Here is a 14889-nt window from a genome sequence, read left to right on the forward strand (position 1 = left end):
CGTTTGCCGGAAAGCAGGCTGCCTGAAGGCCTGAACTATGTAACGAGAGCGTGACCACCCATGCGAATTTTGGCTATCGATACCGCCACAGAGGCCTGCTCCGCGGCTCTGTGGAATGATGGCACCCTTAGTGCTCATTTCGAAATTTGTCCCCGCGAACATACCCAACGTATCCTGCCGCTGGTGCAGGAGGTCCTCACCGAGAGCGGCACCACGCTGAGCGAGCTGGACGCGCTGGCCTTTGGCCGCGGTCCGGGCAGCTTTACCGGCGTGCGCATCGGCATCGGTATCGCCCAGGGGCTGGCGCTGGGCGCCGAACTGCCAATGATTGGCGTTTCCACGCTGGCCACCATGGCGCAGGGCGCCTGGCGCAAAACCGGCGCCACCCGTGTGCTGGCGGCCATTGATGCGCGTATGGGCGAAGTCTACTGGGCCGAGTACCAGCGCGACGAGCAGGGCGTCTGGCATGGCGAAGAGACGGAAGCGGTGCTCAAACCGGAAGCGGTAGCCGAACGGCTGGCACAGCTTTCCGGCGAATGGGCCACCGTCGGCACCGGCTGGCAGGCGTGGCCGGATCTGGCGAAAGCGAGCGGACTGACCTTAAGCAGCGGCGAAATTGAATTGCCGGCGGCGGAGGATATGCTGCCGTTAGCCTGTTACCTGCTGGCGGCGGGGAAAACCGTGGCCGTGGAGAAAGCGGAGCCGGTTTATTTGCGAAACGAGGTGGCGTGGAAGAAACTTCCAGGCCGCGAGTGAATCTCAGTAACAAGAAGACTGAGAAAAGGAGTCGCATCATGGCGGGTCAAAAACAGGGCGTTCGCTGGCTGTTAGCCGCGGCGGTTGCCGTTGCGCTAAGCGGCTGCGTGTCAGTGCCGGATGCCATCAAAGGCACCAGCCCGACGCCGCAGCAGGATTTAGTGCGGGTGATGAACGCCCCGCAGCTGTACGTTGGTCAGGAAGCGCGCTTTGGCGGTAAGGTGGTCAATGTACAAAACCAGCAGGGGAAAACCCGCTTAGAAATCGCCACCGTACCGCTGGACAGCGGCGCGCGGCCAGTGCTGGGCGAGCCGTCCCGCGGAAGGATTTTTGCTGACGTCAATGGCTTCCTCGATCCGGTGGATTTCCGCGGTCAACTAGTGACCGTGGTCGGACCGATCGCCGGGGTGGTTGACGGCAAGGTGGGCAGCACGCCGTATAAATTTATGCTGATGAACGCCACCGGCTACAAGCGCTGGAACGTAGTGCAGCAGGTGGTGATGCCTCCGCAACCTATCGACCCGTGGATGCTGGGTCCGCGCCCCTGGGGCTACGGCTATGGCGGTTGGGGCTGGTACAATCCCGGCCCTGCTGAGGTGAGAAACGTTGTAACCGAATGATTTTGTTGTTTATGTTAGTTCAAAGAAACAGCGGCCGGTCCGCTGTTTCTTTGTTTTCAGTCGAATAAGAAAAAAAATAGTGACGCGCTTCGCAACCTGCTCATTGCCTAATTAATAAACTGGTACGCTGAGTTAATATAATGTTAACAAAATGTATTATCCAGGGGCTGTGATGACGACGAATAACTATTTCAGAGGTGATGCAGTGAAAAAGGTTTGGCTAAACCGTTATCCCGCAGATGTTCCGGCGGAGATAAATCCTGACCGCTATCAATCCCTGGTTGAACTGTTTGAACATGCCACCACCCGTTACGCCGACCAACCGGCGTTTATCAATATGGGTGAAGTGATGACCTACCGTAAGCTGGAGGAGCGTAGTCGCGCCTTCGCCGCTTATCTTCAGGAGGGGTTGGGGTTACAGAAGGGCGATCGCGTGGCCCTGATGATGCCTAACCTGCTGCAGTATCCGGTGGCTCTGTTTGGCATCCTGCGCGCCGGGATGATCGTGGTTAACGTCAACCCCTTATATACCCCGCGCGAACTGGAGCATCAGCTCAACGACAGCGGCGCGGCGGCGATCGTCATTGTCTCCAACTTTGCCCATACCCTGGAAAAAGTGGTGGCGAAAACTCAGGTCCAGCATGTGATCCTGACGCGCATGGGCGACCAGCTTTCCACCGCCAAAGGTACGCTGGTGAACTTTGTGGTCAAGTACATTAAGCGCCTGGTGCCGAAGTACCATCTGCCGGACGCCATCTCGTTTCGCAGCGCGTTGCAGCACGGCTATCGCATGCAGTACGTCAAGCCGGAGATCGTTGCGGAAGATCTGGCGTTTCTGCAGTACACCGGTGGCACCACCGGCGTGGCCAAAGGTGCGATGCTAACCCACCGCAATATGCTGGCTAACCTCGAGCAGGTCAATGCCACCTACGGCCCGCTGCTGCATCGCGGCAAAGAGTTCGTGGTGACCGCGCTGCCGCTGTATCACATTTTCGCCCTGACCATGAACTGCCTGCTGTTTATCGAACTGGGCGGGCAAAATTTGCTGATCACCAACCCACGCGATATCCCCGGGCTGGTGAAGGAGCTGGCGAAGTATCCTTTTACCGCCATGACCGGGGTCAATACCCTGTTCAACGCCTTGCTGAACAACAAAGAGTTCCAGCAGCTTGATTTCTCCTCGCTGCATTTGTCCGCCGGCGGTGGGATGCCGGTGCAGCAGGCGGTGGCCGAGCGCTGGGTAAAACTGACCGGGCAATATCTGCTGGAGGGCTACGGCCTGACAGAGTGTTCCCCGCTGGTCAGCGTTAACCCGCACGATATTGACTACCACAGCGGCAGCATTGGCCTGCCGGTGCCCTCCACCGAAGCCAAACTGGTGGATGATGATGATAACGAAATGGCGCCGGGTCAGCCGGGCGAGCTCTGTATTAAAGGGCCGCAGGTGATGCTGGGCTACTGGCAGCGCCCTGACGCGACGGATGAGATTATCAAAGACGGCTGGCTGCACACCGGGGATATCGCGGTGATGGATGAAGAGGGGTTCCTGCGCATCGTCGATCGCAAAAAAGATATGATCCTGGTGTCGGGTTTTAACGTCTATCCGAACGAAATCGAAGATGTGGTCATGCAGCATAGCGGGGTGCTGGAAGTGGCGGCCATCGGCGTGCCGTCCGGCAGTAGCGGCGAAGCGGTGAAGATTTTCGTAGTCAAGAAAGATGCTGCGTTAACCGAAGAGGCGCTGATTACGTTCTGCCGTCGCCATTTGACCGGATACAAGGTGCCGAAGCTGGTGGAATTCCGTGATGAACTGCCGAAATCCAACGTCGGGAAAATTTTGCGGCGAGAACTGCGTGACGAAGCGCGCGCTAAAGTGGACAATAAAGGCTAAGTAACGAATGAGTCGCCTGACGCCGGCTACGCCGGCGTTTTTTATGGGCGCAAGTTAAGAGAGTATGCTTTGAACTATCAGATGATCACTACCGACAATGGCCTGCGCGCTGTCTGCGAAGCGGCAAGCACGGCCTCCGCCGTCGCTCTGGATACGGAATTTGTCCGCACCCGCACCTATTACCCGCAGCTGGGCCTGCTGCAGCTGTTCGACGGCCAGCAGGTCTCTCTGATCGATCCCTTGACGATTAACGACTGGGCGCCGATGCGCGACCTGCTGCTCAACCAGGATGTGACTAAATACCTGCATGCCGGCAGCGAAGATTTAGAAGTCTTCCTTAATGCATTTAACCTGATGCCGCAGCCGCTGATTGACACCCAGATCCTGGCGGCCTTCTGCGGCCGCCCAATGTCCTGGGGCTTCGCCTCGATGGTGGAAGAGTATTCCGGGGTAGCGCTGGATAAAAGCGAATCCCGCACCGACTGGCTGGCGCGCCCGCTGACTGAGCGTCAGTGTGAATATGCCGCGGCCGACGTCTGGTATCTGCTGCCGATCGCCAGCCAGTTAATGGCGGAGACCGATCGCGCTGGCTGGCTGCCGGCGGCGCTCGACGAGTGCCGCGTGATGCAGCAGCGTCGTCAGGAGGTGGTCGACCCGGCCGAGGCCTGGCGCGATATCGGCAACGCCTGGCAGCTGCGTACCCGCCAGCTGGGTTGTCTGCAGCTGTTGGCGGAGTGGCGCCTGCGCAAAGCGCGCGAGCGCGACCTGGCGGTAAACTTTGTGGTGCGGGAAGAGCATCTGTGGAGCGTGGCGCGCTATATGCCCACCAGCCTGGGCGAGCTCGACAGCCTCGGGTTGTCCGGTAGCGAAATTCGCTTCCACGGCAAAACGCTGATTAGCCTGGTCGAAAAAGCGCAGGCGCTGCCGGAGTCGGCCCTGCCGGCGCCGCTGCAGAACCTGATCGACATGCCGGGCTACCGCAAAGCCTTTAAAGATATTAAAGCGCTGGTGCAGGAAGTGAGCACGGAGAAGGGCGTAAGCGCGGAGCTGCTGGCGTCGCGTCGGCAGATCAACCAGCTGCTGAACTGGCACTGGCAGCTGAAAACGCAAGCCGGTGAACCTGAGCTGATTTCCGGTTGGCGCGGGGAGCTGATGGCCGAGCGGCTGAAGACGCTGTTAAACGACTATCCGCGCTAGTTCGCGGCCAGGTTCAGACCATTAAAAAACCGGCGGCGCGTGGCGTAGCCGGTTTTTTTTCGCGATAGCGCGACAGGTCAGGATTTCGACTCTTCCGTTTCGGGTAGGGTCACGTTCAGCTCAAGAATGGATATATCCCCGTCCCGCTGCTCCAGCTGCACGCTGACCATCTCCGGGTCGATCTGTACGTATTTACAGATCACTTCCAGGATATCTTTGCGTAACTGCGGCAGGTAATGCGGCTCCGCGTCGCCGCGGCGGCGCTCGGCGACGATGATTTGCAGGCGTTCTTTCGCAATATTAGCCGTGTTCTTTTTTCGCGAGAGAAAAAAGTCGAGTAAAGCCATAATTTATCCTCCGAACAGGCGTTTGAGGAATCCTTTCTTCTCTTCTTCAATGAAGCGGAAAGGGCGTTCTTCTCCGAGCAGACGTTCAACGGTATCGGCATAGGCTTTGCCTGCGTCCGAGGCGGCATCGAGGATCACCGGCTCACCCTGGTTGGATGCGCGCAGGACTGACTGGTCTTCCGGGATCACGCCTACCAGGTTGATGCGCAGAATTTCCAGCACGTCTTCCATGCTCAGCATATCGCCTTTATTAACGCGGCCTGGATTGTAGCGGGTCAGCAGCAGATGCTCTTTGATTGGCTCTTCGCCATTTTCCGCGCGGCGGGATTTAGAGGCGAGAATGCCAAGGATACGGTCGGAGTCGCGAACGGAGGAGACTTCCGGGTTAGTGGTGATGATGGCTTCATCAGCAAAGTAAAGCGCCATCAGCGCACCGGTTTCAATGCCTGCCGGGGAATCACAGACGATGAAATCGAATTCCATTTTCTTCAGTTCTTCGAGAACCTTGTCGACGCCTTCGCGGGTCAGAGCGTCTTTATCCCGGGTCTGGGAAGCCGGGAGAATGTAGAGATTTTCCGTGCGCTTATCTTTAATCAGCGCCTGGTTCAGTGTGGCATCGCCCTGAATGACGTTGACGAAATCATAAACGACGCGACGTTCGCAGCCCATAATCAGGTCGAGGTTACGCAGGCCGATGTCGAAGTCGATAACGACGGTTTTCTTTCCCTTCTGGGCCAAACCTGTAGCGATGGCCGCGCTGGAGGTGGTCTTGCCAACGCCCCCTTTACCCGAAGTCACAACAATAATGCGTGCCATAGAAATTCCTTGTTAAAAAGGGATTAATTTAACGGTTGAATTGCCAAAGCGCTTTCACCTAAACGCAGGCGCGCCGCTTTGCCATAAAATTCGGCCGGGATGTTATCGCTCAGCCAATATTCCCCGGCGATGGAGACCAGCTCCGCCGCAAGGTGGGTACAAAATATCTGGGCGTCTCTGTCGCCACCGGCGCCTGCCAGCGCGCGTCCTCGCATCATGCCATATACATGGATATTTCCGTCAGCGATAAGTTCCGCACCGGCACTCACATGATTTGTAACAATAAGATCACAGTGTGGCGCATAAATGCGCTGACCGGAACGTACCGGCTGATCAATCAAACGCGTTTTTGTGATCTGACTAGCAACTGGCGGCGGCGGGGTGGGTTCGGACGGTGCCGGACGAGAGGCTTTTTCTTTCCCTTCGGTTAATAACGGGATGCCGGCGCGGTCGATTTCGGTTTTCAGGCGCGGAATTTTGCATCCGCTAACGCCCATAATACGTAAACCGGTCGCGGCGATAGCCTCGTTGATGGCGCGCCATTCTACCTCCTCCTCGATGCTGGCGATATTCACCACCACCGGAGCATGACGTAAAAAAGCGGGAGCCTGGGCGATTTTGTCTTCTAACGCCTGACGAATAACCTCGGGATTTGCATCGTGCAAATGAACGACAGATAACGTGAAGCTACTGCCTTTAAGTTCGATTGGCGTATTTGACATCCTGGCCTTACTCAATTTGCTGTTTATCAACCGCCGAAGTGCGGTGATATTCCGAAGACTAAAAGGCATGTTATAGTCACTCATATATTGAGGCAAGTGACCACGGGTCTAATTCCGAGTAAAACTATGTTTTGTGTGATCTATCGAAGTACTAAACGTGAACAAACCTATTTATACGTCGAAAAAAAGGACGATTTCTCGCGCGTTCCTGACGAGCTAATGCGCAGCTTTGGCACGCCGCAAATGGCGATGCTGCTGCCGCTGGATGGGCGCAAAAAACTGGTTAACGCCGATCTGGAAAAAGTGAAACAGGCGTTAAGCGAACAGGGCTATTACCTGCAACTGCCTCCGCCGTCTGAAAATCTACTAAAGAAACACCTGGCGGAACAGGGGAAACAATCCGATTAACCCACGAGGGAAAATAATGTACCAACATCATAACTGGCAGGGTGCGCTTCTGGATTATCCAGTAAGCAAAGTAGTGTGCGTCGGCAGTAATTATGCGAAACACATCAAGGAAATGGGCAGTGCGACGCCGGAAGAGCCGGTGCTGTTTATTAAACCTGAGACTGCGCTGTGCGATCTTCGTCAGCCGTTGGTGCTCCCTGAGGGGCTGGGCTCGGTGCATCACGAAGTCGAGCTGGCGGTGCTTATCGGCAGCACGCTGCGTCAGGCGACGGAAGAGCATGTGCTGAAAGGGATTGCCGGCTATGGCGTCGCGCTGGATCTCACGCTGCGCGACCTGCAGGCGAAAATGAAAAAAGCGGGACAACCCTGGGAGAAGGCCAAAGGCTTCGATAACGCCTGTCCGATCTCCGGCTTTATCCCGGCCGCTGAGTTCCACGGCGACCCGCAGAATACGTCGTTAAGCCTGAAGATTAATGGCGAAGTGCGCCAGCAGGGCACCACTGCCGACATGATCCATAGGATTGTGCCGCTGATCGCCTATATGTCGCGCTTCTTTACCCTCAAAGCCGGGGATGTGATCCTCACCGGCACCCCGGAAGGCGTGGGGCCGCTGCACAGCGGTGACGAGCTGGAGGTCGGCTTCAACGGCCTGGCGCTCACTACCCGCGTGCTGTAAGCGCTATTTGCCGCCTTTTGGGGCGGCAAAACTTGCATCGGCGTGCCAGACTGGTTATAAGGTGCACCCTTAACTGGCAACGACGGACACTCCGATGAGCGAACAACCTTTCTGGCAACAAAAAACACTGGATGACATGAGCGACGCGGAGTGGGAATCGCTGTGTGACGGCTGCGGCCAGTGCTGTCTGCACAAGCTGATGGATGAAGACACTGACGAGATCTACTTCACCAACGTCGCCTGTCGTCAGCTCAATATCAAAACCTGCCAGTGTCGTAACTACGCGCGTCGCTTTGAGTATGAGCCGGACTGCATCAAGCTTACCCGCGAAAATCTGCCGACCTTCGAATGGCTGCCGCCGACCTGTGCCTATCGCCTGCTGGCGGAAGGCAAGCCTCTGCCGGCCTGGCACCCGCTGCTGACTGGCTCAAAAGCGGCGATGCACGGCGAACGCATCTCCGTTCGCCATATTGCGGTGCCTGAGTCCACGGTGGTCGACTGGCAGGACCATATCCTTAATCTGCCTGACAGGGCGCGCTAAGCGCCGTCACGCTTTCTTCGCGTGGAACAGCCCGTTTTCACCGTCGGTTTCTTCCGCCACCCAGAAGTGAATATTGAAGCGGGCGTCGTCACTGAGTTCGACGCGGTGCCAGTACTGCGGCGGACTGGTAGCAAACTGCCCGGCATGAATCACAACTTTTTTCTCCGGCTCCGTCGCCTGTTCATTGGCAAAACCGTAATAGGTCACCGTTCCCTCCATGACGCACAGCTGGCCGAAGACGCCAGCCGCGGTGTTGTGGTGGCTCAGCAGGGCGGCAGGGACATTCTCTTTGGTAAAGAATGGGGTGGAGCGTTTAACTTTCCAGTCTGCGGGGATCAGTAAAGATGACATGTGAGCTCCTGTGGGGTTTTAAAAGATGTATTTAATATGCACCTTTTGGCAGCTGTGGTCAACCATAGACATGAAACGATTCAGTGATGCGCAGGAGGCATAAAAAAACGCCCCGCAGGGCGTTTCATTGTGGGCTGTACTTGCCGCGGCTTAACGACCAAACAGATCGCGTTTTTTCGCTTTGAAAGGCTGAGCAACGATCACCAGAATAGCGACCAGCAGATAGGCGGCGAAAATCCCCACCAGCCATTGCGGCATCTCCAGCGACAGGAACTGCCACTGACGTACTGAACAGTCTCCGGACGCAACGAAAACCTGCGGCAGCCATTTATCCAGCGGCAGCCAGGTTGGGAAGCGGGCGGCGAAATCGCAGGTCTGGAACGGTGAAGGGTGCAGCTGGATCATCGTATGCTCCCACGCCAGCTGTAGTCCGCGTATCGCGCTGTACAACCAGATTGCCATGGCGACATAGCGCAGCGGCGTTTTGGGGGCGATAGCGCCCACCAGTCCCGCGCCCATGATGCCGAACAGCGCGCAGCGTTCGTAAATACACATGACACACGGCTGCAGCAGCATCACGTGCTGGAACCACAGCGCGACAAGTTCGAGAATAAAAGCGGTCAACGCCATCAGGAGCCAGGCACCGCGTCCTCTTGAGCACTGGTTTAAATATTGCAACATAATCATTTCCCTGGAAGATGCTAAATCATGGCAGTGTAAACGAAAACCGAACCGACGCCAGAGGCGCGGCGGAAAATATTCCGTAACGGGTTATTGATGCGCCCGGGCGAACCCGGGCAAAAACTGACTCAGGGCAGGCTGGGCGTCACCAGCCAGCCGTGCGCCAGCAGCCAGTCGGTGACTGGCATCAGGGTGAACTCGACGCATAACAGGCCGACCAGCGTCAGTACGATGGTGTAGGGCAGCGCCATCCACACCATACGGCCATAGGAGAGCCTAATAAGCGGCGCCAGGGCGGAAGTCAGCAGGAAGAGAAACGCCGCCTGGCCGTTCGGGGTGGCCACCGAGGGCAGGTTGGTGCCGGTGTTGATCGCTACCGCCAGCATCTCAAACTGGGGCAGGCTGATGGCGCCATGTTCGAGCGCCGCTTTCGCTTCGTTGATGTAGACCGTGCCGACAAACACGTTATCCGAAATGGACGACAGCAGGCCGTTGAACAGATAAAACAGCGACAGCTGCGCGTGCGGCGAGGCCTGCAGGACAAACTCGATGACCGGCGTGAACAGCTGCTGATCGATGATAACCGCGACGATGGAGAAGAAGACCGTCAGCAGCGCGGTAAAGGGCAGCGCCTCGGTGAACGCCTTGCCAATGGCGTGCTCATCGGTAACGCCGGTAAAGGTGGTGGCGAGGATGATCACCGACAGGCCAATCAGGCCGACCTCAGCCAGGTGAAAAGCCAGGGCCACGATCAGCCAAATGCCAATGAGCGCCTGGGCAATCAGCCGCAGTCGCTCCTGACGACTGCGCTGGGCGCGGCTGCGATCGTCAAACTCCTGCAGCACCTTGCGCACCGTCGGCGGTAGCGGTTCGCCGTAGCCAAACAGGCGATACTTTTCGACCAGCAGACAGGTTAACAGACCGCAGACCATCACCGGCAGGGTCACGGGCGCCATGCGAAGAAAGAACTCGCCAAAATGCCAGCCCGCGGCTTTGGCGATAATCAGGTTTTGCGGCTCGCCGACCATGGTCATGACGCCGCCGAGCGCGGTCCCGACGCCGGCGTGCATCATCAGGCTGCGCAGAAAGCCGCGGAACTGCTCCAGCACCTCGCGGTAGTGCTGCTCGATATGGCTGTCATCGAGCAGGTCGCTATCGTCCGGGCGCGCCGAGGCGACGCGGTGATAGATGCCGTAGAACCCGACGGCGACGCTGATCACTACCGCCACCACCGTCAGCGCATCGAGAAAGGCCGAGAGGAAGGCGGCCGCCAGGCAGAAGGCCAGCGATAGCAGCATTTTGCTGCGGATCCCCAGCAGCAGGCGCGTAAACACGAACAGCAAAAGCTGTTTCATAAAGTAGATACCCGCCACCATGAACATCAGCAGGAGCAGCACCTCCAGATTGCCGGCGATCTCGTCCCGGACGTGCGCCGGGCTGGTCATGCCGATCAGCAGCGCCTCGATAGCCAGCAGACCACCCGGCAGCAGCGGATAGCACTTCAGCGCCATGGCGAGGGTAAAGATAAACTCAACCACCAGCAGCCAGCCGGCGACAAACGGCGCCACGGCGAACACCAGCGGATTTACGATTAAGAAAATGATTAATGCCAGCTTGTACCAGTCCGGCGACTGGCCAAGAAAATTGCGCCACAGCGCGCGGCCATAAGAAATTTCCACGACAGAATCCTTCCCCGTCAATGAGTGCATGGTTTTGTGCATAACGATTGGCAAGAGTACCAGTTGAGCAAAATGAGAAGCAACTTTCTTCGCGCCGCGCTGGCGGTTTGTGAAGATAAGGAAAAGCGCAAAGTAAAAGCGGAAAATGAAACGGCGATCCCTTTTTAATTCACTTGCCATGCTATCTGCGCTATAGCGGCTCTGGTATGATGAGTGCAATTGTAACGCTGTGTAATGGAAATCTTACTATGGTCATTAAGGCGCAGAGCCCTGCGGGTTTCGCGGAAGAGTACATCATTGAGAGTATCTGGAATAACCGCTTCCCTCCCGGATCGATTCTCCCCGCTGAACGCGAGCTTTCTGAGCTGATCGGTGTCACCCGCACAACCCTGCGCGAAGTATTGCAGCGTCTGGCCCGTGACGGCTGGCTGACCATTCAGCATGGTAAGCCCACTAAAGTGAATAACTTTTGGGAAACCTCCGGCCTGAATATCCTCGAAACGCTGGCGCGCCTCGATCACGACAGCGTACCGCAGCTGATTGATAATCTGCTCTCCGTGCGCACCAACATTTCCACGATTTTTATCCGCACCGCGTTTCGCCAGCATCCGGATAAAGCGCTGGCGGTCCTGGACAGCGCCCGGGAGGTGGAGGATCACGCCGACGCCTTCGCCGAGCTTGATTATAATATTTTCCGTGGTCTGGCGTTCGCCTCCGGCAACCCGATCTACGGTCTGATCCTCAACGGCATGAAGGGGTTGTATACCCGCATCGGCCGCCACTATTTCTCCAGCCCGGAAGCGCGCAGCCTGGCGCTCGGTTTCTATCATCAGCTGGCGAAAGTGTGTGAGGCTGGCCTGCATGACCAGGTTTACGAGCTGGTTCGTCGCTACGGCCATGACAGCGGCGAGATCTGGCACCGGATGCAGAAATCGCTGCCCGGTGATTTAGCCATGAATATGCGTTAAGCGGGCTTTTCGCGATCGATATACAGAACAAGGGGGCCAATGGCCCCCTTTGTTATTTTACTCGCCCCGCAATGCTATAGCGCGTTCGGCCGCGCCGGGCAGCGGTCCAACAGCTCAATGCTGCCGTCGGCGTTCTGCTGCTCCAGCAGCACATCGAACCCCCACAGACGATGCACATGCTTCAGCACTTCGCGCCGGCCTTTGTCCAGCGGGACGCGGTTGTGCGGCACATAGCGCAAGGTCAGCGATCGGTCGCCGCGCAGGTCAACGTTCCACACCTGGATGTTCGGCTCAAGATTGCTGAGGTTATACTGCGCGGAGAGCTTATTGCGGATCTCGCGATAACCCTCTTCGTTGTGAATCGCCGAGATCTCCAGATAATTGTTGTGATCGTCGTCGAGCACGGTAAAGAAGCGGAAATCGCGCATGATCTTCGGCGACAGGAACTGACTGATAAAGCTTTCATCCTTAAAGTCGCGCATGGCGAAATGCAGCGTTTCCAGCCAGTCAGAACCGGCGATATCGGGGAACCAGTACTTATCCTCTTCCGTGGGCGACTGACAGATGCGCTTGATGTCCTGGAACATGGCGAAGCCCAGCGCGTAGGGGTTAATCCCGCTGTACCACGGACTGTTGTACGGCGGCTGGAACACCACGTTGGTATGGCTGTGGAGAAACTCCAGCATAAAGCGCTCAGTCACTTTCCCTTCATCGTAGAGATGGTTGAGGATGGTGTAGTGCCAGAAGGTGGCCCACCCCTCGTTCATCACCTGGGTCTGTTTCTGCGGGTAGAAATACTGGCTGACTTTACGCACGATGCGCAGGATCTCGCGCTGCCACGGTTCGAGCAGCGGGGCGTTCTTCTCCATAAAGTACAGCAGGTTCTCCTGCGGTTCGGAAGGGTAGCGACGAGCGGATTCAATCGCTTTTTCCTCTTCGCGCTTCGGTAGGGTGCGCCACAGCATATTCACCTGGCTTTGCAGATACTCTTCCCGGCTTTTCTGCCGCGCTTTCTCCTCCTGCAGAGAGATTTTTTGCGGACGTTTATAGCGGTCGACGCCGTAGTTCATCAGCGCGTGGCAGGAGTCGAGCAGTTTCTCTACTTCGTCGACGCCATAGCGCTCTTCGCACTCGGTGATGTACTTACGGGCAAAGATCAGATAGTCGATGATCGAGCTGGCGTCGGTCCAGCTGCGAAACAGATAGTTATTTTTAAAAAACGAGTTATGCCCGTAGCAGGCATGGGCCATCACCAGCGCCTGCATGGTGATGGTGTTTTCCTCCATCAGGTAGGCGATACAGGGGTTGGAGTTGATGACTATCTCATACGCCAGACCCTGCTGACCGTGCTTATAGGCCTGCTCGGTCTCAATAAATTTTTTGCCAAACGACCAGTGCGGATAGTTGATGGGCATGCCGACGCTGGAGTAGGCGTCCATCATCTGCTCGGAAGTAATGACTTCGATCTGGTGCGGGTAGGTGTCAAGACGATAGAGCTTGGCGACCCGGTCCACTTCGGCCAGGTAGGTTTCCAGTAACTCGAACGTCCAGTCGGGTCCATCGCTTAAACGGGTGGTGTCCCTGTTCATGGAGTCAATCGTAGCCATTAGCGCGCCCTCGTTGTTGTTGGTTTTCTCTGAACGGAAAACCTCTAAACAAGCATAGAACACGGTGCAGCAAACTGTGCTGTACGCCAATCGCTTTTCTTCGCGATTTCCCCATCTCAAAGCCGTTTTTTTGCCTTGTTTGCAGAATTTAATGCTGGGTAAAAATAAAGCGCAGCATGAGATCGTAAATCTCACAGCGCAGGGCTGGTGCGGTTTGCTGTGAGTTAAGTCACCATAAATAAAGCGTATGTTGAATAATATTTTCAACTGAGTTATCAATTTGTAATTAGATGATTGTTCTTTAACTGTTACGGAGTCGCTATGCGTGTCGTCATACTGGGAAGTGGGGTGGTTGGGGTAGCCAGCGCGTGGTATTTGAGTCAGGCGGGTCATGACGTGACGGTCATCGACCGTCAGCCCGGTCCGGCAGAGGAGACCAGCGCGGCCAACGCCGGGCAGATTTCTCCCGGCTATGCGGCGCCCTGGGCGGCGCCGGGGGTGCCGCTGAAGGCGATCAAATGGATGTTTCAGCGCCATGCGCCGCTGGCGATCGGTCTTGACGGCACCTCGTTCCAGTTGAAGTGGATGTGGCAGATGCTGCGCAACTGCGACACCCGCCACTATATGGAGAACAAAGGCCGTATGGTGCGCCTGGCGGAGTACAGCCGCGACTGCCTGAAGGCGCTGCGCGACACCACCGGCATTCAGTATGAAGGGCGCCAGGGCGGGACGCTGCAGCTGTTCCGTACCGCCAAACAGTATGAAAATGCCACCCGCGACATCGCGGTGCTGGAGGACGCCGGCGTGCCGTATCAGCTGCTGGAAGCGAAGCGGTTGGCGGAGGTGGAGCCGGCGCTGGCGGAGGTCAGCCACAAACTGACCGGCGGCCTGCGTCTGCCAAATGATGAAACCGGCGACTGCCAGCTGTTTACCACCCGTCTGGCGGCAATGGCGGAACAGGCCGGCGTGACCTTCCGCTTCAACACCGCAGTGGATGCGCTGCTGCACGAGGGCGATCGCATTGCCGGGGTGAAATGCGGCGATGAGATTATCAAGGGCGATGCCTATGTGATGGCCTTCGGCTCCTACTCGACGGCGATGCTTAAAGGGCTGGTGGATATACCGGTCTACCCGCTGAAAGGCTACTCATTGACTATTCCGATCGCTCAGGAGGACGGCGCGCCGGTTTCAACTATCCTTGATGAGACTTACAAAATCGCCATCACCCGCTTCGATCAGCGCATTCGGGTCGGCGGCATGGCGGAGATCGTCGGTTTTAACAAAGCGCTGCTGCAGCCGCGTCGCGAAACCCTGGAGATGGTGGTGCGCGATCTGTTCCCGCGCGGCGGCCACGTGGAGCAGGCGACTTTCTGGACGGGCCTGCGGCCGATGACGCCGGACGGCACGCCGGTGGTCGGCCGCACAGCGTATAAAAATCTGTGGCTCAACACCGGCCACGGCACGCTTGGCTGGACCATGGCCTGCGGCTCCGGGCAGCTTATCAGCGATCTGATCTCCGGCCGCACGCCGGCGATCCCTTACGACGATCTGGCGGTTGCCCGCTACAGCCCCGGTTTTACCCCGGCGCGCCCGCAGCACCTGCACGGCGCACACAACTAAGGAGCTTGC

At 57.2% G+C, this 14889-nt stretch carries 18 protein-coding genes; 11 read left to right on the forward strand and 7 right to left on the reverse strand.

Translation table 11 applies throughout. The features are described from left to right. Positions 1-60 precede the first annotated feature (60 nt). From tsaB to rnd, 4 genes are all read left to right on the forward strand, one after another. Complete coding sequence (tsaB, locus tag LPQ25_RS09845; protein WP_004180426.1) at positions 61-756, forward strand: tRNA (adenosine(37)-N6)-threonylcarbamoyltransferase complex dimerization subunit type 1 TsaB; 696 nt, start codon at positions 61-63, stop codon at positions 754-756. Between the two features lie 38 nt (positions 757-794). Then, positions 795-1376: a Slp family lipoprotein gene (locus LPQ25_RS09850; RefSeq protein ID WP_002910905.1), complete on the forward strand. Its 582-nt coding sequence runs from the start codon at positions 795-797 to the stop codon at positions 1374-1376. 205 nt (positions 1377-1581) lie between these two features. Then, entirely contained in the window at positions 1582-3267 is a 1686-nt protein-coding gene (fadD, locus tag LPQ25_RS09855; RefSeq protein WP_014907343.1) for a long-chain-fatty-acid--CoA ligase FadD, read from the forward strand. A gap of 81 nt (positions 3268-3348) precedes the next feature. Next, positions 3349-4464, forward strand: a complete 1116-nt coding sequence (rnd, locus tag LPQ25_RS09860; RefSeq protein WP_049129173.1) for a ribonuclease D — start codon at positions 3349-3351, stop codon at positions 4462-4464. Positions 4465-4541: 77 nt separating this feature from the next. Here the strand turns inward: rnd and minE are convergent, their stop codons facing one another. Genes minE through minC form a run of 3 tightly spaced genes read right to left on the reverse strand, consistent with a single transcriptional unit; the run spans position 4542 to position 6349 of the window. Beyond that, a complete protein-coding gene (minE, locus tag LPQ25_RS09865; protein ID WP_002910902.1) occupies positions 4542-4811 on the reverse strand; it encodes a cell division topological specificity factor MinE in 270 nt (89 codons plus the stop codon). 3 nt (positions 4812-4814) lie between these two features. Further along, positions 4815-5627 (reverse strand): septum site-determining protein MinD, encoded by an 813-nt coding sequence (gene minD, locus LPQ25_RS09870; RefSeq protein ID WP_002910900.1) that lies wholly within the window; start codon positions 5625-5627, stop codon positions 4815-4817. Positions 5628-5650: 23 nt separating this feature from the next. Further along, positions 5651-6349, reverse strand: a complete 699-nt coding sequence (minC, locus tag LPQ25_RS09875) for a septum site-determining protein MinC (RefSeq protein ID WP_002910899.1) — start codon at positions 6347-6349, stop codon at positions 5651-5653. A gap of 126 nt (positions 6350-6475) precedes the next feature. On the opposite strand from minC, the gene LPQ25_RS09880 reads away from it, so the two are divergent. The 3 genes from LPQ25_RS09880 (at position 6476) to LPQ25_RS09890 (ending at position 7974) form a co-directional block, all read left to right on the forward strand. Beyond that, positions 6476-6757, forward strand: a complete 282-nt coding sequence (locus tag LPQ25_RS09880; RefSeq protein WP_002910898.1) for a YcgL domain-containing protein — start codon at positions 6476-6478, stop codon at positions 6755-6757. 16 nt (positions 6758-6773) lie between these two features. Then, positions 6774-7433: a fumarylacetoacetate hydrolase family protein gene (locus tag LPQ25_RS09885; protein WP_004180422.1), complete on the forward strand. Its 660-nt coding sequence runs from the start codon at positions 6774-6776 to the stop codon at positions 7431-7433. Positions 7434-7527: 94 nt separating this feature from the next. Then, positions 7528-7974: a YcgN family cysteine cluster protein gene (locus LPQ25_RS09890; protein ID WP_002910896.1), complete on the forward strand. Its 447-nt coding sequence runs from the start codon at positions 7528-7530 to the stop codon at positions 7972-7974. 6 nt (positions 7975-7980) lie between these two features. Here the strand turns inward: LPQ25_RS09890 and LPQ25_RS09895 are convergent, their stop codons facing one another. The 3 genes from LPQ25_RS09895 to nhaB form a co-directional block, all read right to left on the reverse strand. Next, positions 7981-8325, reverse strand: coding sequence for a TehB family protein (locus tag LPQ25_RS09895; protein WP_002910895.1), 345 nt, complete (start codon positions 8323-8325; stop codon positions 7981-7983). 150 nt (positions 8326-8475) lie between these two features. Beyond that, positions 8476-9006, reverse strand: a complete 531-nt coding sequence (gene dsbB, locus LPQ25_RS09900) for a disulfide bond formation protein DsbB (protein WP_002910894.1) — start codon at positions 9004-9006, stop codon at positions 8476-8478. Positions 9007-9134: 128 nt separating this feature from the next. Next, positions 9135-10685 (reverse strand): sodium/proton antiporter NhaB, encoded by a 1551-nt coding sequence (nhaB, locus tag LPQ25_RS09905; RefSeq protein ID WP_014907346.1) that lies wholly within the window; start codon positions 10683-10685, stop codon positions 9135-9137. Between the two features lie 36 nt (positions 10686-10721). Between nhaB and LPQ25_RS27215 the strand changes: the two genes are divergently transcribed. Both LPQ25_RS27215 and fadR read left to right on the forward strand, forming a co-directional pair. After that, on the forward strand, positions 10722-10853 hold the full coding sequence (locus LPQ25_RS27215; RefSeq protein WP_004163532.1) for a hypothetical protein: 132 nt from the start codon (positions 10722-10724) through the stop codon (positions 10851-10853). Between the two features lie 80 nt (positions 10854-10933). After that, positions 10934-11653 carry a fatty acid metabolism transcriptional regulator FadR gene (fadR, locus tag LPQ25_RS09910; RefSeq protein WP_002910890.1) on the forward strand — a complete coding sequence of 240 codons (720 nt, stop codon included), beginning with the start codon at positions 10934-10936 and terminating at the stop codon, positions 11651-11653. 74 nt (positions 11654-11727) lie between these two features. Here fadR and LPQ25_RS09915 read toward each other — a convergent pair whose 3' ends face one another. Further along, positions 11728-13260 carry a SpoVR family protein gene (locus tag LPQ25_RS09915; RefSeq protein WP_002910889.1) on the reverse strand — a complete coding sequence of 511 codons (1533 nt, stop codon included), beginning with the start codon at positions 13258-13260 and terminating at the stop codon, positions 11728-11730. A gap of 76 nt (positions 13261-13336) precedes the next feature. On the opposite strand from LPQ25_RS09915, the gene LPQ25_RS09920 reads away from it, so the two are divergent. Further along, positions 13337-13483 (forward strand): hypothetical protein, encoded by a 147-nt coding sequence (locus tag LPQ25_RS09920; RefSeq protein ID WP_004145506.1) that lies wholly within the window; start codon positions 13337-13339, stop codon positions 13481-13483. A 98-nt stretch (positions 13484-13581) separates the two neighbouring features. After that, entirely contained in the window at positions 13582-14880 is a 1299-nt protein-coding gene (locus LPQ25_RS09925; protein ID WP_004175465.1) for a D-amino acid dehydrogenase, read from the forward strand. The last annotated feature ends 9 nt before the right edge of the window (positions 14881-14889 follow it).

The sequence above is a fragment of the Klebsiella sp. KPN54798 genome, from assembly GCF_021184225.1.
GTDB classification, from domain to species: Bacteria; Pseudomonadota; Gammaproteobacteria; order Enterobacterales; family Enterobacteriaceae; genus Klebsiella; species Klebsiella pneumoniae.